Consider the following 25,948-nt stretch of genomic DNA (forward strand, 5'->3'; position numbering starts at 1 on the left):
TAAGTCCGCTCTGGCTGGCCTGCTCAACCAGACTGGTACCGCCAAGCTGACAGACAGCTCTGTCGGTAATGTCATCAACAAGGCAGGCTTCACCCTCACCAACAATGCCCTCAATGGAACGCTGGACAATGAGGGTACGGCTGACATTGAAGGCAGCAAGGTTACTGGTCTCACAACCAACAACAAGACGCTGACCGTCAATAAGTCCGCTCTGGCTGAGCTCGCCAACCAGGCTGGTACCGCCGAGCTGACAGACAGCTCTGTCGGTAACGTGACCAACACTCATGGCGCTTCTCTGACAGCCACACGTGACGCACTGGCATCTGCTACCAACAACGGCACCATGACACTGAGCAACAGCACAGTCTCCGGTGATGTTACCCAGAAGGATGGCGGCCTGACGCTGGATAACAGCACGATCCAGAAAACGCTTACTGCTAATGGTGGCCTGTTCACTATTACTGGCAACAGTTCCAAGGTCGGCTCGCTGGCCGGAACTGCAAATGGTACGCTGAACAGCACGCTGACCTTGACCAATGCCAAGGACAGCTATGCCGGTTCCATGTCTGGTACGGGCGGTCTGACCCTCTCTGATGGACAGGCAACCCTGACAGGCGCCAATAGCTACACAGGCACGACAACACTCGATAACGGCGTTCTGGCTCTGGCCCAGAAGGGCAGCATCGATCAGTCTGCTCTGGTGGATATCAAGGATGGTGCCCGGTTCGACATCAGCGGGACTGATACTGGCGCCTCCGTGAAGGATATCGGTGGCACAGGCGATATCACACTCGGCAACCAGACCCTGACCCTAACAGACGCCAAACCTGACACTGTCTATGCCGGTGTCATCTCTGGTGCGGGTGGCCTGACGGTGGCTGGTGGCCATGAGACCCTAACAGGCAATAACAGCTTCAACGGCGATACCACCATTACCGCACCGGCTGCCCTGACGCTCAACGGTTCTCTGGCCGGTGCCCTGAACAATGCCGGGACAACCGATATTGAAGGCGGGCATGTTGCTGGTCTCACCACCAACAGCGGCACACTGACCGCTACAGGTGGCACACTGGCTGCCATCATAAACAAGGCAGGCACAGCTGAACTCACGAACAGCACGGCAACAGATATCAGCAATGAGGCCGGGGCAACCTTTACCGCCACGGGTGGTACGCTTGCCTCCGCCACCAACAGCGGCACCATGACGCTGGGACGTGGCAATATCGTCACTGGTAACGTCACGCAGAATGACGGCAGCCTGACACTTGATGGCAATCAGGTAGACGGCACGCTGGCTGCTAATGGTGGCACCTTCAACGTGACCGATGCAGGTTCTGTCGTGAAGTCCCTCTCTGGTAACGCTGATGGCAAACTAGGCGGGACGCTGAACCTGACCAATGCCGCTGATACCTATAATGGGTCCCTCTCCGGCAATGGCAGCCTGACGCTTTCCAACGGTCATGAAGTTCTGACGAACCAGTCCGCTCTGGGGGGAGCCGTAAATGTCGATAACGGTACGCTGGAGGTCACAGGACCGCTCGCAGAACTGACAACTGGCAAGGGACTGAAAATTGGCGCTACGGGTGCAGGTACTCTGACACTCGCCAATGGTGCTGATCTTCAGAGCTCCGGGCCGATTGTCTTTGCCAAGGCCTCCCCTGCTACTGGCAATGGCTTCAATGCCACGCTGAACGTACTGGATGGCGGTACGCTGGTGGCTGGCGATGCCAACGGTCAGGCTGGCCTGAATGCAGAAGAAGGCTCAAAGGCACGTCTGGTCCTGAATGGTGGTACGCTCCAGAACCGTCAGGGCTCTGATCTGACAAGCAACCTGAACACCAGCATCGGCTCTCAAGGTGCCGTGTTTGATGTGCAGGATCAGAACAAAATGACACTGGGCAGCGGCTCCACACTGGCCGATGCGTCTGACGATGCCGATCAGCTTTCAAACCATCTGGGCGACAGCAACACGCTGACCAAGACCGGCACTGGTACCTTCTTCTTTGAAGGAAACGGCTCTGACTTCACAGGCCCAACTGACATTGAGGCCGGTGAGATGGTTGTCGAAGGTGACCTGTCCCATTCCGCCATGGCTGTGCGGCAGAACGCCACGCTGGCCGGGACTGGCACAGTCGGCACGACAGCAGTGGATTCCGGCGCTACACTGGCACCGGGCCATTATGAAGCTAACAACCTTGGTACGCTCCATGTCGCTGGCGACCTGACCATGGCCAAGGGCTCCGTGCTCCGCATCCGTGGTACGAGCGCTACGACAGGTCAGCAGCTTCAGGAGACCAGCGGCTTCAACTATAACGCGCTGACCTCCGACCATGTTGCTGTCAGCGGTAAGGCAACCATTCAGGGCGGTACTCTGGACCTGCATGTGCAGAATGCCGGTGCTGGCCTGACCTATGGCGAAGCCTACCGTGTCCTGACGGCTACTGACGGTGTCACCGGGCATTATGATGCGCTGAACACCAATCTGGCCGCAGAATATGCCTATCTCGACCCGGCACTCGCCTATACCGGCAATGATGTCGATATCGTCCTGCGCCGCAGCATCCAGGGCTTTGGCTCTGTGGGTGGCACACGCAACCAGATCACCACCGGCAACGGGCTTGATCACATCTCCCAGAATGACGCTCTGGCAGATGCCATGGTGCAGCTGACACGCACACAGGCCAAACAGGCTCTGGATAACCTGTCTGGCGAGCTACATGCCTCCATCCGCACGGCCCTGATTCAGGACAGCTTCTACATGCGGAATGCAGTCCTGAACCGTCTGGCCAATGTGGATTGTGACTATGGCCGCAACGGGCAGAGTGTCTATGACCTGAAGACCCATGAGAAGAACGGTGCCTGCTACTCCGACCACGCTACCATGTGGGGCCAGGCCTATGGCGGGCTGGGCCATAATAGCGGGGATGGCAATGCTGCCCTGATGCATCACAACACGGCAGGCTTCATCATGGGGGCGGATGCGCCTGTCCGTGGCAGCAACTGGCGTGTGGGTGGTATGCTCTCCTACGGGCATTCCCAGTTCAATGTTGCACGGGGCCGGTCTTCCTCCGGTAACAGCAACAATATCACCGTTGGTGGTTATGCTGGGACGCACTGGGGTCGCCTGAACCTGCGCCTTGGTGCAGCCTATAGCTGGAACGTCATCAACACCCGCCGTCATATTGCCGTTGGCGAATATGGCGGGCGTGTCAGCAGCAGCTATCTGGGTGGTACAGCCCAGAGCTTCGCAGAGCTTGGCTATAAGCTGCATGGCGCAAACAGCGTGTTCGAACCGTTCATGAACGTGGCTTACGTCAATATGCAGACAAACAGCTATCGTGAGCATGGCAACTCCGCAGCGCTGCACAGCCGTGGGACAGATAGTGGCGTGACCTTCTCCACCTTCGGGTTCCGGGCCTCCACAAAGGTCAGTATCGGGAAGATGGTCTTCATGCCGCATATTATGGGCGCTTACCGTCATGGTTTCGGCCAGCTCGGCTCCCATATGCATGAAGCCTTTGTCTCGACAGGCAACAGCAGCGACATGGATGTGGGCGGTGTTCTGCTCTCCAGCAATGCTGCCATTATTGATACAGGTCTGACAGCCAAGCTGACCGACCGGATCGATCTGGACCTGTCCTACATCGGCCAGTACGGCAACCAGTCCACCGAAAGCGGCGCAACCGGCTCCTTCAGGATGCAGTTCTGATCGAACTCCATTCAGATGGATGCCTCATTAGGGCGGGCCAGAGTTTCCTCTGGCCCGCCCTTTTTTATCGGCATCATTCAGCCACCTCACAAACAGAAGGGCGAGCCATGAGACCCGCCCTCCAGTAACTGACAGCCTGACATTTTCTACATCTTAAACCCAGGATACTTCCCCGGTTCTACCAGTACTCTTAGAACAGACGCCCCAGCAGATCAGCGACATCACGAATACCTGCACTGATATGCCCGGCAACATCATGCGTCAGGGCCTCAAGGAACCCAGCTCCCTTCTGGAGAGCACTATCAAGCCCCTTCTTAACGGGTCTTGGCAGGGGCGTGCCATGCTCCGCCATATCAGCCTGGGCCCCAGCCAAGTTCTGCGCCATTGTGTGGCCTCCCCCTGAGTTCAACAGGCCACCCAACAAAGTAGCGCCAAGGGCAGATACAGCTTCCAGCAGCAGACAGCCACCAGATACTTGATTCAATTCATGCTCATTAAGAGTTCTCATAACGAGTCTCCAAGAGATTTTCTGATGAATAAGAGAATCCACAACGAACCCTCAAGAGAATAAGGCATAATAATCGTGGTAACCGTCAATATATTTTAGGTGAAAATACTATTAATTTTGTTAGCTGTCTGATTCTATTTTTAGATAAACATGAAAATATATTTTTACAACTCTTTTATTTTATTGATTTTTTATACATCCATTTATAACCATCTCCTCATTTTCCACCAATGAAACATTCTTCGATTAAAAGAGCGTTTCATCCTCCCTCTGCTTAATTTTCACTAAATAAATGGGACCTAGCCTTAGTTCTTCTTCCTCCGTAGCCTTCAGGGTAACTTCCAAAACGGAACCGTATGATTATCCCATTCGGGCAGACTGTTAACTGGTTTCCCCAATCCAGACAGGCCATCATTCAGGCCACACTTTTCATGCCGGATAATCTGCCATCTTTTTCTGGAGACAATTCTTTCAATCTTCAGGGCGGCACGCTGGTCATTTCTCCAGCCTCATGGCAGGGGCTGGTCAGCCCGGCTGCACTGGCTACCCCCCATACCCTAACCATAAACCCCGGTAAGGGCGGGACGCTTCTTGTTGATTATGAAGGGCTGAGCAGTACCGTCCTGCCAACAAATCTATCCCTTACCCTTCATCTAACCGTAACGCCGCCCCCCAGTTTCAAAATCAAACTTGCCTTTTCTACACAAAGCAACAGTTCAACAGCCGCACGGCAACGCTACGATGCACAGTATAACCAGACAACGATCCAGCTGAATGAAGATTATAGCGTCTCCAGCACGGCCCATACGACCATCCTCATTCCCGGCAATCCCTATCATCTCCCTTTGGACGGAAACTGGTGCGCCATCAGCCTTTCTGATGCTGGCTCGGCAAAATCATCAGCACCGGAACTTGTCTGCTATCTGCCAGGCACACTGATAGATACCCCCAATGGCCCGATGAAGGTGGAGGAGTTACGGCCCGGTGATGCTATCCATAGTTTTCAGAATCATCAGAAACGAGTCGAACATCTCCGCTGGGTTGGCTACAAATCCGTCACAGCAGCGTCACCTGATGACTGGCCCATCCGCATCAAGCCCCACACATTCGGAAAAAACTGCCCATTCCAAGACCTGTACATCACAGAAGAACACTGCCTGTATCTAAAAGGCGCTTTTATCCCTGCCCGAATGCTAGTCAATCACAGTACAATCACCCGGGAAGAACGGACATGTTTCGACATCCATCATGTCGAAACCTATGAACACCGTATTATCAGTGCCAATGGTGTCCTCTCCGAGACCTACCTGAATACAGGTAACCGGGGCAGCTTCATCACACCAGATACAGGCACGATTATTCACTCTGGCCCAGCCTTCCCCGACAGAATCAAAGACTGGCACCATGATGCTGCGGCCCCCCTACGGGTGGACCGCACATTCGTAGAACCGATACATACCGCCCTGACACGGCGAGCAGAAAAGCTCGGTGTGCCCGCAGACACCCCCAATCACCATCTGACAGATGATCCGGCCCTCAGGCTACTTGATCCTCAAGGCTCAGAGCTCCCTCTCCTTCGGAAAGACGGGTCTCATTACCTTTTTCAAATGCAAGGCGCCGTTCCTTTTCTGTCCATTACATCACGCACGGCCCGCCCCAGTGAGAGCATCGGCCCCTTCGTGGATGACAGGCGCCTGCTGGGTGTGCTGGTAGGCAGCATCATCCTCATCCATCCTGAAGGACAGCAACAGCCATTAACCTCCCATCTCACAGCGCCATCCAACACAGGCTGGGATGTCATGGAGGCCAGCCCCTGCCGCTGGACCAACGGACAGGCTCACTTGCCTCTACCGAACATCACCATGCCAGAGGGTTCCCTGTTGGAAATCGAAGTCCTTAGTGCTGGCCCTTACATCCTACCCCAATAATAAGAGCCAACAGAAAAGGGGATGGCCCATACGGACCATCCCCCCAAAGAGAGCCTGCCCTAGCTGGACAGAAACCCTACCATGCACCCCTTATCGGGCCAGCAAGGTTTATCAGATCAGACGTGTGACGAAATTCACAGCCTGCTGGATGCCTGCACCAACGAGGGAGACAAGGCTACCAAGCGGGTTCTGCAGGAAGCCAGAAATTGCCTGCAGAGGAGCAGACAGAAGGCCCATCACGCCACCACCGAGGGCAGGTGCGGCTACAGCTGCAGCGTAACCGTTCGGAACATAGTTGGCTGCCGGAATCGTGTTGGTGTTAGCAGCAGGAGCCAGAACGTTCTGACCACCACCAAGAGCACCGCCCAACAGACCGCCGAGCAGGTTGCCCAGCAGACCAAAACCACCAGAAACGCTATCCAGCTCACGGGTGCTAAGAGCTCTCATCTTAAGTCTCCACACAATTTTTATTAAGAGAACGGAAGTTTTACATGGAACTTCCAAGAACAAAAAGTCACAATAAAAAACTGGAGTCAACAAAAAATATTATAGATACTGAAATTAATTTTATAATAATATTATATATACTATTATTTAATACATCATAGTTATTTTATATACTAATTTAATTATGGTTATTACTTTTAAAATTCGCAGAATTTCTCTTTAACTCCAACAAGATATGACACAAACCACCCGGCTCCCTTCCCAACCAGTCGTCAGACTATCCCCGTATAAAAACGGCGTGCCTGACAGAATATTCGCCATAAAAGAACGATAACGATTGGCTTGCAGGATGATTCTGGGACGGCATTCCATCATCACCAACACATGGCAGAGGACCCTAATCTTCAGAATCAGACAGTTATACCCCGCTGCTGGCTTGACCAACCACCTTATGATTCAGTAAAGGACACCCACGCCTTTAGTCCCGTTCGTCTAGAGGCCTAGGACACCGCCCTTTCACGGCGGCAACACGGGTTCGAATCCCGTACGGGACGCCACAGCATCTACCGTATCTTTTGCGGGATGCAGCGAATTGGAAGCGATACCTAATTTACCAAATTGTTGGTTTGAGTCATTCCTGAGCCAATCAGGAGAGCATAGCTCTTTGATATCAGAAGGCTTTGCATGAGCAAACCGGAAAGATCAGACATCAATGCTGCCACAACTAAACCGCTCCCTAAAAGGATTTAATACCGCGGCCCCGGCCCGTATCAAACCAGCAGAACGATCAACGACGACCGCCTGAATGAAGACATTTGCATCGTCAGCTCTGACTCGCCGCTGGTCCACTGAAAAACGTGCGAGACAGACAGCATTTCGAACATAATGGTTTGTCAAAACACTGAAGCTCATATGTCAGCCATGGGTCAATCGACCCTGAAGCAATTTACCTACGGTAAACTCACGTTTCCCCACTACCGCCGAAACTGGGCTACCGAGGCAGAGTGCCCTGGTAGCCCTGGCCTCTACCATCAGGCGAGCATATTTTTAAATGCGTTGGTAAGTAGCTTCTCTCGTTGCTCGATAAATTCACGAAAGTTAGCAAAGGAGAGATCTATATCAGGAATATAGTGCTTTGCCCTGTAGTCCCTACGGTCTGCCTCCAAAGGATACTTGTTAGCTAGCCACGTATCGAAATCTTTATCCGACTTTTCCTGGTTTGGTATACCTTCGAGTAATTGCAAATTCGCTAGACTGTTGAACTTCGCCATGAAGAAATCAATCTCGTCATCCTTGATACCCGCTTCTAACAGCCGTTTCTTGGTAAACATCTTTTTCGGGAAAATGTGATCCTGATGAAACTTGTTACGAAAATCGAGTGTCGGGTAGAGGAAAGCCAATACGGAATAGGTGGGCGTCTCATTGTAGCCGTAGCGCAGAAGTCTCGCAATCTCGTCTTCGTCAAAGGCCAAAGATTTCGAGGTGCCTTTCAACTTGCTTACAATCTCCTCAAACGGGAAACCTTGGTCAGTGCCACGAATGACCTCACGGATAGGGCGAAGCACATTATCAGGCTGGCCGCCGAATGTTCCCTTTAACAGGACGATCACCAGCCACTTGAATATCGCCTTGCGGTCAGCCTCATATTTCGAAGCAATATCGAAATCTTTAGGAGAGCCAATCTTCTGCAGGTAATAAGCGATAGGGATCAACGCATTGTTTGATTTCAATGTCGCACCGCTATAACCGAAATTAGCTAATAGAATAACCGTACTGCGGATGGCTTTAGTGATATCTTCCCATTGCCGCTCAATATGGAGCATATTGGCCTTATTGAAATTTTTCACCTTAAAAGCAATGTCACGAAAATCGGCTAGGACAAGGCAACACTTCAATACGAAGTCCTTATTGATGTTAAAACCATCGCAGATACCGTTGACCTCGTCGACGAATTGCGTGATCTCCTCGCGCGCATCCTTGTCCTTCCACTGTGCCGTGGCAATGGACAATAGCAGGTCAGAAGAATTGAGCTTTGTACCTCCGCTATTCACGCGGATGAAGATATTGAGAACTTTGTCCAAATCTTCACCACGCTCTAGAAAGAAATTAATTGATTTACTTTTGTGAATAACGTCATGCAGTTTGAACAGGGCCTTATTAGCCAGCCGGAAGTTATCTTTTCCGAATTGTGCTGCATCATTGTTCAAAAGGTAATCATTAACATCGACAGGCTCGACGATATCGAGAATATCACCAACCTTGAACCAAAAGTTTTTGTCATCTCGAACGCCAGCCTCCTTCTGTGTCAGGAAACTGAACTCATATTCGACATCACTATCTTCTACAGACCCATAAAAAAGGTTCAGATAAAGATATCGTTTGGAGAAAACGGCATCGTTGTTCCGGCGCTTTTTCAGTACGTTCTGAGCATACGAGCCCTTAAGTCCGATATACAGGGAAGTAAGCCGCTGTTGGCCATCAAGAATGGCAATGATGCCAGCACTCCCACTCAGATTAGCCTTAGGGTTATGATAATTATCGCGTTCGTGATAATCACGGATAAACTCGTAAAACTGATATTTGTCGACGTTCTCGCTTTCGACTTCCCAGAACAGAAACGAGCTGATCGGATAATCCCGCATAAGGGAATCAAAGAGTTTTCCAATCTGACCGGGGGCCCAGACAAATTCACGCTGTATGGCAGGGAGCAAGTAGTTCTTGCGATCTATCCTTTCAATAGCGTCCTTGATCGTAATTGGTTCAATAAATGCCATTAATTCCTCCTGTGATGTCCTCATATTGGACAGCATTCAATATTGCCTTATTTATGGAAAAATACAATTTACGAATCACCGAATTTCAGCTCAGTCTAGAAAAGACAACTAAATGGAGTACTCTCACTGTATTTCTGAATTTCCAGTTTCGGTCTTCCCGTTCTCAAAATGGACATTCGGCTTACCCCCGTAACGGACTAAGATCTCCGCAGCGAGTTTCTGGTATGCCACACTACTTCAGATAACTGATATTGTCAGAAGTAGATTCAAAGGGTGAGAAACAGCAGGATGAGAGCCATACACAAAACGCTATAAGCCTGCAGGACAGTATTCATTCCGGCCGATGCACAACTCGGCCCAAGCATAAGGTTTAAAGGCTATCGAAAGGCCAGAAGAAGACCTGACCTTCTTCCACTACGCCAAACGCCTGCTTGAAGCATAACAAAACCTGTACAGGACCATGACGGATGAAACAGGCCCCCTGAAAGGCACCATCCGTTTAGATGTCTGCACAACAACCCTCTAAGCAAGGCTAAAAACACATGTTTGCAAACAAGCCTCGATGTCATTCCCTACCAGCCATGATCACTCCCTGACCCGGCCTGATCCTCTCACACAAAGCCCCACCGCTTCATCCACTGTTCCGCCAGAACGGGCCATTGCTCCGTTGGCCCGTCCCTGCGCCCCATGCCGAAACCATGCCCTCCAACAAGGAAACAATGGTCTTCACAGGGGTGATGATGCGCCTGATAGGCTTGCCCCAGCAGAGCCTCCTGCTCTGGCGACACAATGGGGTCATCAGCGGCGTAGGCCATGAATAAAGGCGGGGCATCAGCCCGAACATGCGGCGGCAGAGACCAGCGGGCTGCCCGTTCTTCCGTAGGGTCATCTCCAAAACAGGCCCGGCTGGTGCGGCTCCCCGTAAAAGGTGGTGCCACGCTGACAACCGGATAAAGAAGCATCAGCAAAGCTGGCGGCACATCGTGCATCTGCAATGCGGAAAGCCCCATCAGATGACCACCGGCAGAAAACCCCATGAAGGCCACACGCTGCTTATCAATTATTCCACCAACAGCACCAGACCGCACCAGATGCAGGGCCTGTCTGGCATCCGCCATAGGGGCCTCCATACCTTCAGCCCACCCTTCGCCCGGCAAACGGTAGACCAGTATGGCCGCCGTAATCCCCAATGAAGCCAGCCAGCGGGCGGCGGGCAGAGCCTCATGCCCTACAGCAATGTGCCGATACCCACCCCCTGCCGCAATGACGACAGCCGCTCCATTCGGCCGGACAGGCCGAACAACATACAGGCCGGGCACACGAACATCAGACACCCGCCCGCCATGCCCCACGCGGAACCGCCTGCCAGCATCTTCAGTGCGTTCCGGCCAGAGAGGGTAAAAATCAGCATCATCATGCAGCATGTCCCGCACGGTCGATACATCACCCGCCATTCCCCGCTCCCACCCAACTGCCGCCGTCAGACCAAAACAGACGCTCTGCCGCAGAAAAGAACGGCGATTCCTCAGCACCTCCCAACACACTCCCGACGGGCGTTCATAAACATGAAATATTTATGACATATCCGTAAAATAACAGAGCCTCCTATAAGAAAATGGCTCAAATCCGCCCCTTTCAGAGCATTCCGGCCAGGATGACGCTTCTGTTCCCGCTCACCAGAAATTGGGCTAGACTGGTCCAGCTTACGAAGGGAACAGACCATGATGCAGCAGCGGCAGCATATTGTGCAGCGTTACGAAGATGAGCTGCTCCGTCTGCGATCTCTCATGGAACAGATGGGCGGACTGGTAGAACATCAGCTTTCTCTCATACTGGCAAGCCTCGCCGGAAACGACACCAGAACCGCACTGGAAGCTGCACAACAGGACAGTGCCGTTGACGCTCTGGAACATGAGATAGAAGCGCTCGCCATCCGGCTTCTGGCCCTGCGTGGCCCCATGGCGGTGGACTTACGAGAAATCATCGCCTGTATTCCCATGGCTTCCGCACTGGAGCGCATGGGCGACTATGCCAGCTCCATCGCCCGGCGGCTGAACCAGATGGATCAGCCCATCCCTCACACCGCCCGCACCGCCCTGCACGAAATGGGACGGCTCGTGCTGGACCATCTCCGCCGTGTCATGAATGCACTGGAGCGCAAAGATGCCCGTGAAGCCCATGCCATATGGCAGGCAGACCAGCTTGTGGACCAGTACGGCAACGCCATGACAGGCGACTGCCTGAAGCAGATGACACATCACCCCCAGACCATCCGCCTCCATATCTCCCTCCTGTTCATCATCAGGAACTTGGAACGGATCGGGGATCACACCACCAACATGGCAGAACGCATCGTCTTCATGGTCACGGGCACCACACTACCCTCAGCACGCCCCCACGCCCATGATGATGGTCTTTCACCACCATAACCCCTCATCAGCCCAACGGAAGGACATCACGCCATGACAGCATCCACACAGGCAACCAGCAAAGGCTTTGTCCTTGTCGTGGAAGATGAGCCTGCCCTGCGCCTCCTGCTGGAGCATAGCCTGCGCCAGCGTGGCTATCGTGTCAGTACTGTTATGAATGCCGAACAGGCTCTCACCTTCCTTGATCGTGAAAAACCCGATGTCGCCCTGCTGGACTGGATGATGCCCGGTCTCTCCGGGCTGGAACTCTGCCGCACTATCCGTCAGAAACCGGGCCTGAAAAACCTTCCCATCCTCTTTCTCACAGCCCGAACGGACGAACAGGACGTCATATGCGGGCTGGATACTGGTGCAGATGACTATCTGACCAAACCATGCAGTGCCGACAAGCTGGATGCCCGCCTGCGGGCCCTGCTCCGCCGCACACGGCCCAGTCAGGACCTCATCACGTTCGGTCCCCTTACTCTGGAGCCAGAAAACCATCAGGTCACACGGGCCGGACGCCCTGTTGCCCTTGGGCCAACCGAATACCGCCTGCTGGACCTGTTCATACGCAACCCCCGCAAGGTCTTCTCCCGGGAAGACCTGCTGGAACGCATCTGGGGACCAAACGTGCATGTGGAGCTGCGCACCGTGGACGTGCATATCCGCCGCCTCCGCAAAGCCCTGAACAGCGAGGGAGAACCTGACCTGATACGGACGGTCCGAGCAGCAGGTTATGCTCTGGACGACACGAAAGAAAATACGCCACAAGCCCAGTCATCTGACTGAATCCATGGTGCCATCCCCCCTTCTGCCAGAGGTCATCATGTTCTCATGCCTCCTCCTCGCTCTCACGGGCTGGGGAATGGCATGGCGTCTCTCACGCCGCATCAGCAAACCGGAAAGCCCCCCACCAGCCGCCCGGACCAGACCTGTCCCCCACCACCCCCCACAGACTCACGATCCCCACCAGCTGGCTGAAACCATTCCCGGCATGGCGTTAGTCCTTGGCGCCATGGGGCAGGTTCTGGCCTGCAACAGGGCAGCACAGACACGCCATGGTGACAGCCTGCACGCCCTGCTCCGCCATCCCAATGCACGGAACAGCCTGCACACCGCCCTGAATGCCCCTCTCATGCCAGAGAGCGACATACCCACTGCCTGCTCCACCACCATCAGTCTGGACGTGCCAATACAGCGAACCATCCGCCTTTCCATGCGCCGTCTGCCCGGAACAGTCGGGCGGGACAGCCTCGTCCTCACCCTTCTGGATGACCGCAGCGCCATTCAGGCAGCCGACCGGATACGCGCCGATTTCGTGGCCCATGCCAGCCACGAGCTCCGCACACCTCTCGCCTCTCTCAGCGGCTTCATCGACCTGCTCCGGGACGGTGGCGATCAGACAGACCCGGCCTCCCGCAGCCTGTATCTGGACATCATGCACCAGCAGGCCACACGGATGCAGAGACTGATCGACCGGCTGCTCTATCTCTCCCAACTGGAACTGAAGGGGCATCAGCGCCCCCGTGAACAGCTGGATATCGGGGAGCTGTTTGCCACCGTTCTGGGAGAGGTCATGCCCCGCTTCCGGGATTCCAGCCGCCAGCTGGACATGACACATGAAGACGACCTGACCGTTCTGGCCGATGAAGACGAACTGGTACAGGTACTCCTCAACCTCATGGAGAATGCCATCCGTTATGGCACCCAACCCGATCGCCCCCTCCATGTCCGCCTGAATGCCCGGCGCAGCGGCCTGGATGATGACCTTGCCGCAGGGGATACAGGCGTCCTGCTCAGCGTGGCCGATAACGGGCCGGGTATTGCTGCCCATCACCTGCCCCGTCTGACGGAACGCTTCTACCGCATCACAGATGCCCCCATTTCTGACAACACCGACACAGGGCAAGGCACCGGGCTGGGGCTGGCCATTGTCCGCCAGATTCTGGACCGTCACGGCGGGCGCCTGCGTTTTGTCAGCACACCGGGCGAAGGCACCACCTGTCTCATCTGGCTGCCCGCTGCTCCCCCAGCCTAAGCGCTTTCCCCTAAAGAATATTTTCATCCCTCTTGCAGAAGGAAGAACAAGAGGCCCAACTAGAACAGAGGCCATGATGGCAGGGACAGCCCCTGCGGCCTTTACATACCCTATGAAACAGGGAAGGACAGACATGCCCCACATTACCACCAGCGATCAGGTAAAGCTCCATTATGAGGAGTATGGGCAGGGCCGACCTTTGGTCATGATCCATGGCTGGACCTTTTCCAGCCGATTCTTCCATCGCAACATCAAAGCCCTCGCTCAGAAGCACCGTGTCATCACGCTGGACCTGCGAGGGCATGGCGAGTCAGATAAACCGGAGCACGGCTACCGCATCGCCCGTCTCGCTGCCGATCTGCGGGACCTTCTGGACGCTCTGGACCTGAAAGACGCCACCGTGCTGGGCTGGTCCATCGGCTCCCCGATCATATGGTCCTATCTGGAACTGTTCGGCCAGAAGCAGCTCCGCAGCGCCATCTTCGTGCAGCAGACTCCCAAGCAATTCTTCTCCCCGGACTGGAAACTCGGGCATGCCACCTGCTACGATGAAGCCGGGCTGACCTTCCTCCAGCAACAGCTGGCCTTTAACCGCACAGCATTCGATCAGCAGAATCTGTCGGATTGTCTCAGCACCAGCCTTCCGGACGATGAGAAGACCATGCTGCTGAGCGAAATGGCAAAATGCCCCAGCCCTGCGGCCTCCCTCATGATGGCAGACCACACCACACAGGACTGGCGGGACGTGCTCCCACACCTCACCCTGCCCTCGCTCATGATGGTTGCCGGGAAAGACAAGGTTCTGCCCGCCGCAGGCCCCCGATGGGTTGCCGACCACATGCCCCACTGCCGTGCCGTGGAGTTTGAAAACAGCTCCCACATGGTCTTCCTTGATGAAACCGAGAAGTTCAATCAGACGGTCCTTGCCTTCATGGAAGAAGGAGCAGCAGCATGAGCGGTTTCCCTTTTGCATTCGGAATGAATGAATTCACCACACAACCTTGGTCCTTTGAAGAAGACATCCAGAATTATGCCGCTCTGGGAGTCGAGACGATTGAGCTGTGTGAAGCCAAACTCGACCCGCACCGGCTGGATGAACAGATGGCCCTGCTGCAAGAGAGCGGCCTGACAGTCAGCTCTTTCCAGCCTGCTGTACGAACCTTCGGGGCCAGCAAGATGATGCCCTACCCGCAAGAGCCGGAACGCCGCCTTGCCCGGCTGGAAGACAGCATGCGCCGCTTTGCTCCTTACGCACAGGGTGTTCCATTTGTCGTCAATACAGGGGCACCGGAGAACGGCGACATCCATGGCTGTATCACCCGGACGATCGATTCCCTGCGCCACCTTGCTCCCCTTGCCGCAGACCTTGGCATCCGCCTCTCGCTGGAGCCGCTCAATCCGACCTCCATCAATTACGAAACAGCCATCTGGACCATCGATCAGGCACTGGACATCATCCGGGCCGTGGATCATCCCGCTCTGGGGCTCTGTCTGGATTACTGGAACATATGGCAGCAGCCGGATGCCTGCGAGGCCATCCTGCGGGCAGGCTCTCTCATCAATGTCGTGCAGATCAGCGACTGGCGCACGCCACGTTCCGCAGGGGACAGGCGCATCCCCGGCAAGGGCTCCATTCCACTCCATGACATGCTCCATGCCACATGGGATGCGGGATTCCGTGGGGCCTGCGCCGTGGAAATCTTTTCATCAGACGTGCCGGACAGCCTGTATGATGGCGACCTGAAAGCGCTCATCACGCAATGCCGCACGGCGTTAAACCAGATATGGGACACACCGGCAGGCTGAAACCCACCTGCAAGGCCATGAGAGGTACGCCCTCCGTGGCCTTTTCCGTGCAGGTGACAGGCCGGGAAGTGTCCTGCATAACAGGCTTTTCTGATTGTTCCATAATCAGAATAATTTATTTTTTAAGGCTTATAACAAGGCCCATTTTATCCCATAAAAGACATACGAGATTCACACGATAAGGGCCCGTTTTCATGCTCAGCCTGTTTGATCTGTTCAAGATAGGGATTGGCCCTTCCTCCTCCCATACGGTCGGCCCCATGCGGGCGGCACAGCGCTTTGCTGATGTTCTGTCGGAACTGCCCGATGGCCCGCTGGAAAAAAGCCCCGCCCGCATTGTCGTTACCCTGTACGGCTCGCTGGCCCTGACGGCGGAAGGCCATGGAACCATCAAGGCCGTTCTGCTGGGCCTCGCCGGGGAAACACCAGAACATGTAAACCCGGACACCGCCAAGAAACTGGTCCAGCATATTGAAAGCACCCACCTCCTGAATCTCAACGGCACGAGTTTTTCTTTCGATTATCAAAACGACATCTGCCTCGATACAGCGACCATTCCCCCCATCCATCCTAATACCATGCAGTTTGAAGCCTTCAGCCGGGATGGCACGCTCATTACCCGCCAGCGCTTCTGCTCTGTCGGAGGTGGATTCATTACGCCAGAGGAACAGGCGAGGACGATGTCCTACTCCCTGCCTGATGTTCCTTTCCCTTTCCGCAGTGGTGAAGAACTGCTCGCCCATACCAAGCGACAGAACACCGACATCGCCACCATCATGATGACTAACGAGACCGCCACACGCCCCTTATGGGATGTAGAGCGAGGCATGGACCGGATTGCTGAAACGATGTTTGCCTGTGTCGAGGCCGGGCTGCGCAATACGGATACCCTCCCCGGCCCGCTGAAAGTACAGCGCCGGGCTGCAAAGCTCTATGCCCGCCTTCAGGCAAAAACCAACGCCGCTCCCTCACCCCATGGCGTCATGAACTGGATCAGCCTTTTTGCCATCGCCGTGAATGAAGAAAACGCCGCCGGGGGCCGTGTTGTCACAGCACCTACCAACGGGGCCGCAGGCGTCATTCCCGCCGTCATGCGCTATTATCGGGACTTCTGCCCTGAATATAGCAAGGAAGGTCTACGTACCTTCCTGCTGACAGCCGCCGCCATAGGGGGGCTATTCAAGCTCAACGCCTCCATCTCCGGGGCGGAAGTTGGGTGTCAGGGAGAGGTGGGGGTCGCCTCCTCCATGGCCGCAGCCGGGCTGACGGCAGCGCTGGGCGGCACGCCAGAACAGTGCGAACATGCCGCTGAAATCGCCATGGAGCACCATCTGGGCATGACCTGCGACCCCGTTGCCGGTCTTGTCCAGATTCCCTGCATTGAACGTAACGCCTTCGGCGCCGTCAAAGCCATCAACGCCTCATCGCTGGCTATGAGCGATGATAGCGGAGCGCATTATGTCTCTCTGGACCACGTCATCAAGACAATGGCCGAGACAGGACGGGATATGAATCACCGTTACAAGGAAACCGCCCTTGGCGGGCTGGCTGTCAACGTCCCTGCCTGCTGATGGGGAACAGCTGATTCAGGAGAGCTTGCCCGATATGGCGCATACGCTATTGTGAGTCCTCTCTTTCCTCATGCTGCGATACGCTCCCACGCCATGAAACGCCACAGCCTTTCCTTCGCCCTGTTCATTGTCCCTGTTCTGGCCTCGCTGCCCGCTGCCCATGCGGAGCCCGGCGATCCACTCCCGGCCTCTAAACGACCAGCAGCACCGGCTCTGCTTGTCCCTACTCTGCCCTGCCAGAAACTGGCCAGCACACCCCTGTCTTACGCCTCGACCGGCAGTGACGATTCCCTCCATGTCCGTGTCCACTGCACCATGGCGAAAGGAACGGACGGTCTCTGGCGGGCAAAATCCTGCACATATGACCCTAAATGGAACGGCCTCTATATGCCGCGCCACCACAAAGCACGCCCTTACAGGGAAGCAGTGGAAAACTACGTGAACAATGCCTGCTTCACCGATGGGCAGCTGACCCCCTATTTCTCCGATGAACAGACAGACCAGCCTGATGCCGTCTCTGCGGAAGATGCGTGGTCATCCCGCCTCATTACGCCATGGCGGGAGACCCAGCTTGCCCGTGGCATCAGCCCAGCGCAGGATGAAACAGTCGGGACCATCTTCCTGCACAATAGCCATGTGAAGGTGACGCTCAGCTTCACCCATGTTCCGCCCGTCACGGCAGAGGAAAACAACATGGACAAAGCAGCCCATTCCCCCCGCCGTTTTCAGCCTGCCGTGAGCCTCATCAATCTGGATGGCGTCACCGCTGGTCAATGAGCGGAAGGAAACAGCTTATGCAGGAAGCGGATCTGCTTCGTCACGATTCCCAGCTCCCTCAGGGCACCTGAAAACACAGCAAAATGCGGTGCTGCCTCATGCGCCTGAAAGGCCGCACGGTCTGCATAAACCTCATACAACACCACAAGATTGGGATTATCTGCACTGCGCTGAACGGTGAACTCCAGACAGCCCGGCTCATCCCTTCTGGAGCAGATAGCGTCATCCCGGCAGGCTTCCAGAAACGCTTCCACCGTTTCCTCTCTGGCTTCGAATTCGGCCAGAACGACAAAAGGCTGCGTCATAATCATCTCCTCACGGCCAGAGAGGCAGAAAACACCCCGCCCCTGATTGTGCCAGAATGAACCCCAGCCCCACCTGACGCAATGTGTGTCCCCTCCCATTCCAGCAAACCAGACCTGAACCAGACCCACCTTGTCAGACAGAGGAAAGAACGATCTGATAGGGTCGGTAGTGTCAGTCTTTCATTGAGGGTAAGGAGTCTCCCTATGGTCAGCCAGCAGGATACCGCTGCAACCCGTTTTCTCGACAGCACGGGCGTCCCCTATGAGACCTGCCAGTATGACTATGCCCCACAGAAAGGCCGTATTGGCGAACAAGCCGCCAGTGCAATCGGGGCGGCACCATCCGCCGTCTTCAAAACGCTAGCCATCAAGGTCGACCGGAAACAGCCTGCCTTTGCCGTCATCCCCGTAGATAAACGAGTCAACTTCAAGGCTCTGGCCGCCGCACTGGGAGGCCGGAACGCCAAAATGATGCAGCCCGATGAAGCTCATGAACGCACAGGGTTCGTCTCCGGTGGGACAACACCTTTTGGCTCAAAGGAAACCCTGCCGACCGTCATTGACCGCAGCGCACAAAAGCATGACACCATATGGATCAACGCTGGAGCACGAGGGTTTCTCGCCTGTCTGACTCCTCAGAATATCCAGAAGGTAACGCAAGCTGTTTTTGCCAGCATCACCGAATCATGATCCTTTAGAACATGACCATTTCGTGACGGTAATTTCACTAACGTTTCATGCGCCTGCGCTCTATATCCTGATGCCGGACACACCATGACAGGCAGCCCCTGCGCTGGTCCGTTATCTGGCTGATAATGCTGAAACAAAGGAGAGCCCAATGATCCCTGTCTCAGAAACACTCAAAAAAGTGGCAGCCGGACTTGCCGTAGCCACCCTGTCCTGCGGGCTGGCAGCCACACCGGCAGAGGCCCATCACCATCACAGTTTCGGGCACAGCTTCGCCCGTGGGCTGGGATATGGCGTAGGGTCCGGCATTGGCTATAATGTGGTGGACCGGGCTTTCAACGGGTTTGACAGAGGCTATTACGGCGATAGCTATGCCATGCCTTATGCTGTGCCCAGCTACAGCCCGCCGCCCGCTCCGGCCACCAATGTCGTGATCGTCCAGCCACCGGCACCGCCTCCGGCCCCTCCCGGTTATCCATATCCCGTACCCGGCTATACCCGCTACCAGCCGGGGCAGGGTTATGTGTCCCAGACAACGACTTATGTACAGGGCTACGGCTATGTACCATCGCCCCAGCCCATCACCCCCTGACAGAAAACAGCACCACCGGGGCGGCAGAACCAGAATTATTCTGCCGTCCTGCTTCCCCATCACATGAATGACCAGTAAAAACAGGTTGATTCATACAGGGCTCTATCTCTATGGAAGCAAAGGCTTCCATAATCATATAAAGAAAGAGTTAATTGTCAGGGATGGTCTTCTGTCGGCTTTTCATCGACCGCCCCGTGGCGACGACACTGTTCGCTCTGGCCATTTTTCTGTCCGGGCTGATCGCCCTGCCATTTCTGCCCATTTCCACCATGCCGGATATGACGGCCACCTCCATCATGGTGATCGCCAACCAACAGGGGGCAGACCCGCAACAGATGGCCACATCTGTTTCCACCCCGCTGGAAAGACGGCTGGCCTCCATCTCTGACGTCCAGACGCTGGAATCCATTACCAGCAGCGGGCAGACATCCATTTTCATGGACTTCTCCTCGTCCCGCAATATTGATGGCGCCTTGCGGGATGTGCAGGCCGCCCTGCGGGCAGCCCGCAGCGACCTGCCCAACGGCACGCTGGATTCCGACCCGCAGGCCTTCAAACTGGATGGTGACAGGCCCATCTATCTCCTGCATCTGACGTCAGATCAGCTCCCTCGTGACCAGCTATACGACCTCGCTACGATCCGGGTCCGCCCCATACTTGCGCAGATTCCCGGTGTGGGCCGGGTGGAAACATTCGGCGCTTCCAATCCAGCCGTACGTGTGGAGCTGAACCCCTACCCGCTCTACCGCTGGGGGCTGAACCCCGAAGATATCCGCTCCGCCCTCGCCTCTGCCAACGCCTTCACACCCAAAGGCTTCATCACGGCAGGGGAACAGCGCATCCAACTCCAGACGAACGATCAGGCCATCAATGCGGCGCAGTACCGGGACCTTGTGGTCGCCTACCGCAACGGGAAAAACCCCATCTATCTGCGAGACATTGCAACCATCCGTGATGATGTGCAGGACGTCTATCAGGGTAGCACACTGAACGGAAAAACGGCCATTACCATTGCTGTCATTCCGCAGCCTCATGCCAATACCGTACAGATCGTCAACAGCATCACGGAGCGGCTGCCTCTATTACGACAGGCCCTGCCCGCCAGTGCCAACCTCCAGACAGGGCTTGATCTTTCCCTGACCATCCGTGCCTCGCTGACAGATGCCAAGCAAACGCTGGTCATTTCCATCTTTCTGGTCGTGCTGGTGGTGGCCCTGTTCTTCCGACATTTTGCCAGCACGCTCATACCCGCCATCACCATTCCCGTAGCCCTTTCCGGCACACTGACGGCGATGGCGTGGTTCAATTTCTCCCTTGATATCCTGTCTCTCATGGCCCTGACCATTGCGGCAGGATTCGTCATTGATGACGCCATCGTGGTTCTGGAAAACATCGCCCGCCATATGGAAGCGGGAATGGACCGTCATCAAGCCAGCCTTATCGGAACGTCCGAGATCGCCTTCACGGTCGTCTCCATCAGCCTCTCCCTAATCGCCGTCTTCATACCGCTTCTCTACATCCCCGGCACGCTGGGCTCAGCCCTCTCCGAGTTCGCCATGACCATGGCGGCTACCATTACCATCTCCATGATCCTCTCCCTGACCCTGACCCCCATGCTCTGCGCCCGTTTTCTGGTGGTCGCACCGGCAGGGTCGGAACCGGACATTCCAGCGAAACCGCAGCAGTCCCTTCTCCAGACTCCCATGAGCTGGGCCAGCTATGCACTCAGACGCTTTGTCGAACTCATAGAGCTCGGCCTGATCCGCCTGACGGCAGCTTATGAACACTCCATCGGCTGGAGCCTGCGCTACCCCCTACTGGTAGGCCTGACGCTGCCGGGAAGTTTCCTGCTACTGGCAGGCGGGGTCATCCTCATGCCCAAAACGGCCATACCGGACATGGACCTTGCCATCCTGCAAGGCAGCGTCAACGGGGAACCAAGCCTTTCCTTCAAGGCGCTGACACGCCGGATCCATCAGGTTGAAGCCATCATACAGAAGGACCCGGCTGTGCAGACAGTCGTCACCTTCAACCGGACGAGCCATACAAGCCGCTTTTTTGTCACGCTGAAAGACAAGGACAAGCGGGACAGCATACCGACCATACTGGCCCGCATCCGCAAGGCCATCCCTCAACAAGCTGGGGCGGAATCTTTCTTCTGGGCACTCAATAGCGGCAGGCAAGGCGGCGGAGATTCGGACAGTACCGGCAATTACCGCTATGTCCTCCAGAGCGACAGCAGTACGCCCCTTTACAACACCATGCCCGCTCTGCTGGCAAAGCTGCGGGCCAGTAGAAAATTCCGCAACCTCTCCACCAATGCGGAAGATGTCAGCTTCTCAGCCAATATCGTCATTCACCGAGACCTGGAGGCTCGGTACGGCATCACGCCACAACTTGTCCAGAATGCGCTATTTGATGCCTACGGGCAGAGTGTTGTCTCCACCATTCATCTGCCACTGACAAACCACAAGGTTGTCATGGTCGTGGGAGAGCCGTTCCGTGAATATCCCAACATGCTGCATCAATTATGGCTTTCCACCTCTGCGGGAACAGCCGCCGGTGGCATTGCCTCCAACCTTATCCGTGTCCGCACAGGCAAGGCACTGAACACACAGGCGTCTCTCTCCAGAGATTCCGTCACCAACTCACTCGCCAACAAGCTTTCGGGCAACAGCTCTAACGGAGCGGCTGTTTCCTCCTCGCAGGAAACCATGATCCCGCTGGATAATGTCGCCAGTATCGTCAAAACCCCCATGCCGCTGAGTATTGCGCACCATAACGGCTATTACGCCACGACCCTCTCCTTCGACCTCACAGAGGGTACCAGCTACGATGATGCCATTACCCTTATCAATAAGGCACTCGTCAGCCTTCACGCTTCGGACACGATTCACGGAGAGTTCACGGGGACGACAGGCGAAACCAACACGCTCATGCTCAATGCGCTACTGGCTTTTCTTGCAGCCGTTGCCATCATGTATATCGTTCTTGGCATCCTTTATGAGAGCCTCGTCCACCCCATCACCATCCTCTCCACATTACCTTCCGCCGGTGTGGGGGGCATACTGGGCCTGTGGATTGCCGGGGAGAAATTCAGCCTGATCGCCATTATTGGCATCATCCTACTGACCGGCCTTGTGAAGAAAAATGCCATTCTGGTGATCGACTTCGCCATCTATATCCATAATCACAATCCGGCACTGACAGCCAAACAGGCCATCCAGCACGCCTCTGTCATACGGTTCCGCCCTATCCTCATGACGACACTGGCAGCAGCATTAGGGGCCATTCCCCTCATGTTTGGTGAGGGTTACGGGTGTGAGCTGCGTCACCCGCTGGGTGTTGCCATACTGGGCGGTATGGCCTTCAGTCAGCTTCTGACCTTCTACACCACACCGGCAGTCTATCTTTTGATGGAAGGGCTAAAACACCGCTGCATAAATCTCGGTGGCCGGATACGGGCAACCCTGTAATCCCGACAAGGAAAAACGGTCACCCACCACAGGCCCTTCTGATTGCACCACTCCGCCGCTGTTTCTATAACTGGGCCTCTGACGAGGAAACCCGCCCATGACCCAGAAACACGATGCCAGCTTCCCCCACCCTTCCCTTGATGAGGAAGGGTCACTTCTGCCTCATCCCACACGCCGTACGGTCCTGACAGCCGGGTCCGTTGCTTTGGGTGGTGCAGGAGCCTGCACACTTGCCGTGCCGTTTCTGGACAGCCTCCGCCGCACACAGGCAAGCTCCGCTGCCAGTACACGGGAACAGGCCGTCATGGATGTTTCCGTGCAGGACCTTGCTCCCGGTGCACATAAGATTGTCGTCTGGCAGGGGATGCCCGTAGCCATACAGCACCGCACACCGGACATGATCCATGCGCTGGAGGACACCGCCCTGCTCGCCCAACTGGCAGACCCGCAATCCCGTATCAGGCAGCAGCCTCATGAGGCTGAAAATGCCCACCGTTCCCTCCGGCCGGAATATGGCGTTTACATCACCATCTGCACCCATCTGGGCTGCGTGCCAGACTATAAGGACATCGCCAGCCTGCCAGCCTCCGGGGGATTCTTCTGCCCCTGCCACGGGTCACAGTTTGATGGTGCCGGACGGGTCCTCCGCAACATGCCAGCCCCCTACAACCTCCCGGTCCCACCGCTCCATTTCGTGGATGACCACACGATCCGGCTGGGTGAAAGCCTGCTCTCCCCCCATTACAGCCTGAACAGCATCCAGCAGCTCTGAGGGACAGCCCGCACGATGAACGACAACACCACACCCTCCACAGGCTGGCTTTCCACCCGTCTGCCCTTCCTGCGGCCTCTCTGTCAGCATATGGCCCGCTTTCCCATGCCGCCGGTCAATCTGTTCTGGACACTGGGCGCCTGCCTGCTGGTCGCTTTCGGGCTGATGTTCGTCAGCGGGCTGTTCCTCTCCCTGCATTACCAGCCTGACCTGTCTCAGGCCTTCGACAGTGTGGAAGCCATAGAACGGCGGGTGCCATCCGGCTGGATCATCCGCAGCATCCATACGGGGGGCGTGAGCATGCTGTTTGCTGCGCTCTATCTCCATGTGGGGCGGGGACTCTGGTATGGGTCTTACAAGGCCCCACGGGAACTGGTCTGGCTCTCCGGCCTGTTCATGATGCTTCTTTTCATGACGACCGCCTTTGCAGGCTATGTCCTGCCATGGGGGCAGATGTCCTACTGGGGCGCCACCGTCATCACCCATGCCGTGGAAGCCATACCGGGAATCGGGCACGGGCTGCTTGTCTATCTGCTGGGTGAGGATACGCTGGGAGGCATCGCCCTGCACCGCTTCTTCATCCTGCATTTCACGCTTGGCTTCATCATCGCCACCGTGATCGGGCTGCATGTGCTCTGCCTGCATGGGACTGGCTCCAGCAACCCTACGCTGGACAGTCCCCGCCCGGACCACACGACACGCCCCTTTGCCCCGTTTTATGTCGTGAAGGACTGTCTGGCCGTCTGCGTCTTTCTGGCCCTCTTTGCCGTGCTGATCTTTTTCCTTCCCGACCTGCTCGGCAAGCTGGATAATGTCATTCTCGCCAATCCACTCAAAACACCGGCAGACATCACGCCAGAATGGTATCTTGCCCCGTGGTTTGCCATGCTGCGGGCCATTCCGTCCCGCCTTGGCGGGCTGATCGCTGCGGCTGCCAGCCTTCTGGTTCTCTTTGTCCTGCCGTGGCTGGACCGCTCCCCCCGCCATAACGCCACCTACCGCCCGCTGGTCAGGGCCGGGATGGGGCTGTTCTTCATCGCCTTCATCACCCTCATTCTGGCAGGGATGCACGGAGCCACGCCTCTGTGGGTCTGGCTCAGCCGGGGGGCCATGCTGGTCTGGTTCCTCGTCTTTCTGGTCCTGCTGCCCGTGACCTCATACAGGGAACGGCAGATGACGGGTTCCTCCACACAGGGAGAAACATCATGAAGCTTCTGCGTTCCTTCCTGACAGGCACGGCCCTGCTGGTTTCTTTCTCCCTGACCAGCCTGCCTGCTCACGCTTCCAGCACGGATGAACCCATCGTCCCCATACAGAAGTCCCCTCCGCCGGCTGAGCCTCTGCCCCCCATGCGCCCGGAAGAACGGGGGCTTATGATCTTCCAGCAGGTATGCAGCTCCTGCCACAGCATGGAACGGGCCCATTATGGAGACATGATTGGCCTTCAACCCTCCGTCACAGCTCTACAGCACTGGGCACAACAGCGTCATGCAGGGCTGGAGAGTCCCATCGCCTCCCCCTATCCCAGCGTGGCCGTAGGCAAGGCCAATAATGGCGGGGACTATCCGCCAGACCTCTCCCACATTGCCCGTACCATCCGGGGCGGGCCGGACTATATCCGCCAGATGCTGGCAGGCTACCGCCCTGTCCCGCCCGGCGTCACACTGGCCCCGAACACCTATTACAACCCCATTGCCCTGACGCATCACCACAAGTTCAAGATGCGCCCGCCACTGCATGAAGGGATGATTACCTTCCCTGATGGCACGAAGGCAACCATCCCCCAGATGGCCAGCGATGTAACGGCGTTCCTCCAGTGGGCTGATGATTCCCATCGCAGCACACGCCACTTCATCGGCACGGCGGTACTGCTCTACTTCGCCCTGCTTGGCGGGGTGCTGCTCGCCCTCTGGCGGCTGCTGAAACGAACCGCCTGAACACAACAAACCCCGCCGGGAACTTCCTCAGGCGGGGTTTTCAGTTTCAAGGGACTAAACTTGTTCAGGCCATTCCTATAGGCGCCTCCCCAGACCGAATGGGAGGAAACGCCTGACCCAGCCTGAAACGGACGACCGGGGACGAGTGAAGAAAACATGTTCAAAACCAGTATGACCACATTTCTTGCACCGGATCACTCTGGGCCAGAT

The 25,948-nt window shown here is 56.0% G+C and carries 20 protein-coding genes and 1 tRNA gene; 16 read left to right on the forward strand and 5 right to left on the reverse strand.

Annotated elements, in window-relative coordinates; genetic code table 11:
• Positions 1–3,709 (forward strand): autotransporter domain-containing protein (locus NQF86_RS07725; RefSeq protein WP_266117068.1); only part of this gene is annotated, 3,709 nt, incomplete at its 5' end.
• A gap of 190 nt (positions 3,710–3,899) precedes the next feature.
• On the opposite strand, the gene NQF86_RS07730 is transcribed toward NQF86_RS07725, so the two are convergent.
• Positions 3,900–4,217, reverse strand: coding sequence for a bacteriocin (locus tag NQF86_RS07730; protein WP_266117069.1), 318 nt, complete (start codon positions 4,215–4,217; stop codon positions 3,900–3,902).
• A 356-nt stretch (positions 4,218–4,573) separates the two neighbouring features.
• Between NQF86_RS07730 and NQF86_RS07735 the strand changes: the two genes are divergently transcribed.
• The gene (locus NQF86_RS07735) at positions 4,574–6,145 is read left to right on the forward strand and encodes a Hint domain-containing protein (RefSeq protein ID WP_266117070.1); all 1,572 of its coding nucleotides are present in this window, start codon (positions 4,574–4,576) and stop codon (positions 6,143–6,145) included.
• A gap of 111 nt (positions 6,146–6,256) precedes the next feature.
• Here the strand turns inward: NQF86_RS07735 and NQF86_RS07740 are convergent, their stop codons facing one another.
• Complete coding sequence (locus NQF86_RS07740; protein WP_266117071.1) at positions 6,257–6,592, reverse strand: hypothetical protein; 336 nt, start codon at positions 6,590–6,592, stop codon at positions 6,257–6,259.
• A gap of 481 nt (positions 6,593–7,073) precedes the next feature.
• Between NQF86_RS07740 and NQF86_RS07745 the strand changes: the two genes are divergently transcribed.
• A tRNA-Glu gene (locus NQF86_RS07745) sits at positions 7,074–7,149 on the forward strand.
• Positions 7,150–7,623: 474 nt separating this feature from the next.
• On the opposite strand, the gene NQF86_RS07750 is transcribed toward NQF86_RS07745, so the two are convergent.
• Entirely contained in the window at positions 7,624–9,366 is a 1,743-nt protein-coding gene (locus tag NQF86_RS07750; RefSeq protein ID WP_266117072.1) for a DUF262 domain-containing protein, read from the reverse strand.
• Positions 9,367–9,977: 611 nt separating this feature from the next.
• Entirely contained in the window at positions 9,978–10,898 is a 921-nt protein-coding gene (locus NQF86_RS07755; RefSeq protein ID WP_266117074.1) for an alpha/beta hydrolase, read from the reverse strand.
• 189 nt (positions 10,899–11,087) lie between these two features.
• Here NQF86_RS07755 and phoU point away from each other — a divergent pair, with 189 nt between their 5' ends.
• The 7 genes from phoU (at position 11,088) to NQF86_RS07790 (ending at position 17,969) form a co-directional block, all read left to right on the forward strand.
• Entirely contained in the window at positions 11,088–11,795 is a 708-nt protein-coding gene (phoU, locus tag NQF86_RS07760; RefSeq protein WP_266117075.1) for a phosphate signaling complex protein PhoU, read from the forward strand.
• A gap of 33 nt (positions 11,796–11,828) precedes the next feature.
• Entirely contained in the window at positions 11,829–12,566 is a 738-nt protein-coding gene (locus tag NQF86_RS07765) for a response regulator (protein WP_266117076.1), read from the forward strand.
• Between the two features lie 37 nt (positions 12,567–12,603).
• Positions 12,604–13,815, forward strand: a complete 1,212-nt coding sequence (locus tag NQF86_RS07770) for a sensor histidine kinase (RefSeq protein WP_266117077.1) — start codon at positions 12,604–12,606, stop codon at positions 13,813–13,815.
• Positions 13,816–13,948: 133 nt separating this feature from the next.
• On the forward strand, positions 13,949–14,770 hold the full coding sequence (locus NQF86_RS07775; protein ID WP_266117078.1) for an alpha/beta fold hydrolase: 822 nt from the start codon (positions 13,949–13,951) through the stop codon (positions 14,768–14,770).
• The gene (locus tag NQF86_RS07780; protein WP_266117079.1) at positions 14,767–15,621 is read left to right on the forward strand and encodes a sugar phosphate isomerase/epimerase family protein; all 855 of its coding nucleotides are present in this window, start codon (positions 14,767–14,769) and stop codon (positions 15,619–15,621) included. The genes NQF86_RS07775 and NQF86_RS07780 overlap by 4 nt, the downstream gene beginning before the upstream one ends.
• Positions 15,622–15,815: 194 nt before the next feature.
• Positions 15,816–17,192 carry an L-serine ammonia-lyase gene (locus tag NQF86_RS07785; RefSeq protein ID WP_266117080.1) on the forward strand — a complete coding sequence of 459 codons (1,377 nt, stop codon included), beginning with the start codon at positions 15,816–15,818 and terminating at the stop codon, positions 17,190–17,192.
• A 51-nt stretch (positions 17,193–17,243) separates the two neighbouring features.
• Positions 17,244–17,969 carry a hypothetical protein gene (locus NQF86_RS07790; RefSeq protein ID WP_266117081.1) on the forward strand — a complete coding sequence of 242 codons (726 nt, stop codon included), beginning with the start codon at positions 17,244–17,246 and terminating at the stop codon, positions 17,967–17,969.
• Here the strand turns inward: NQF86_RS07790 and NQF86_RS07795 are convergent.
• Positions 17,963–18,274, reverse strand: a complete 312-nt coding sequence (locus tag NQF86_RS07795) for a putative quinol monooxygenase (RefSeq protein ID WP_266117082.1) — start codon at positions 18,272–18,274, stop codon at positions 17,963–17,965. The genes NQF86_RS07790 and NQF86_RS07795 overlap by 7 nt on opposite strands.
• 204 nt (positions 18,275–18,478) lie before the next feature.
• Between NQF86_RS07795 and ybaK the strand changes: the two genes are divergently transcribed.
• The 6 genes from ybaK to NQF86_RS07825 all read left to right on the forward strand — a co-directional run bounded on the left by ybaK (position 18,479) and on the right by NQF86_RS07825 (position 25,738).
• Entirely contained in the window at positions 18,479–18,964 is a 486-nt protein-coding gene (gene ybaK, locus NQF86_RS07800) for a Cys-tRNA(Pro) deacylase (protein ID WP_266117083.1), read from the forward strand.
• Positions 18,965–19,112: 148 nt separating this feature from the next.
• Positions 19,113–19,553: a hypothetical protein gene (locus NQF86_RS07805; protein WP_266117084.1), complete on the forward strand. Its 441-nt coding sequence runs from the start codon at positions 19,113–19,115 to the stop codon at positions 19,551–19,553.
• Between the two features lie 161 nt (positions 19,554–19,714).
• Positions 19,715–23,029 (forward strand): efflux RND transporter permease subunit, encoded by a 3,315-nt coding sequence (locus tag NQF86_RS07810; protein ID WP_266117085.1) that lies wholly within the window; start codon positions 19,715–19,717, stop codon positions 23,027–23,029.
• Positions 23,030–23,126: 97 nt separating this feature from the next.
• Positions 23,127–23,801 carry a ubiquinol-cytochrome c reductase iron-sulfur subunit gene (gene petA, locus NQF86_RS07815; RefSeq protein WP_266117086.1) on the forward strand — a complete coding sequence of 225 codons (675 nt, stop codon included), beginning with the start codon at positions 23,127–23,129 and terminating at the stop codon, positions 23,799–23,801.
• A gap of 15 nt (positions 23,802–23,816) precedes the next feature.
• Entirely contained in the window at positions 23,817–25,010 is a 1,194-nt protein-coding gene (locus NQF86_RS07820) for a cytochrome b (RefSeq protein ID WP_266117087.1), read from the forward strand.
• Positions 25,007–25,738, forward strand: coding sequence for a cytochrome c1 (locus NQF86_RS07825; RefSeq protein WP_266117088.1), 732 nt, complete (start codon positions 25,007–25,009; stop codon positions 25,736–25,738). Before NQF86_RS07820 ends, NQF86_RS07825 begins: the two co-directional genes overlap by 4 nt.
• Positions 25,739–25,948 lie beyond the last annotated feature (210 nt).

Source organism: Bombella pluederhausensis, from assembly GCF_026385525.1.
Taxonomy (GTDB): Bacteria; Pseudomonadota; Alphaproteobacteria; order Acetobacterales; family Acetobacteraceae; genus Bombella; species Bombella pluederhausensis.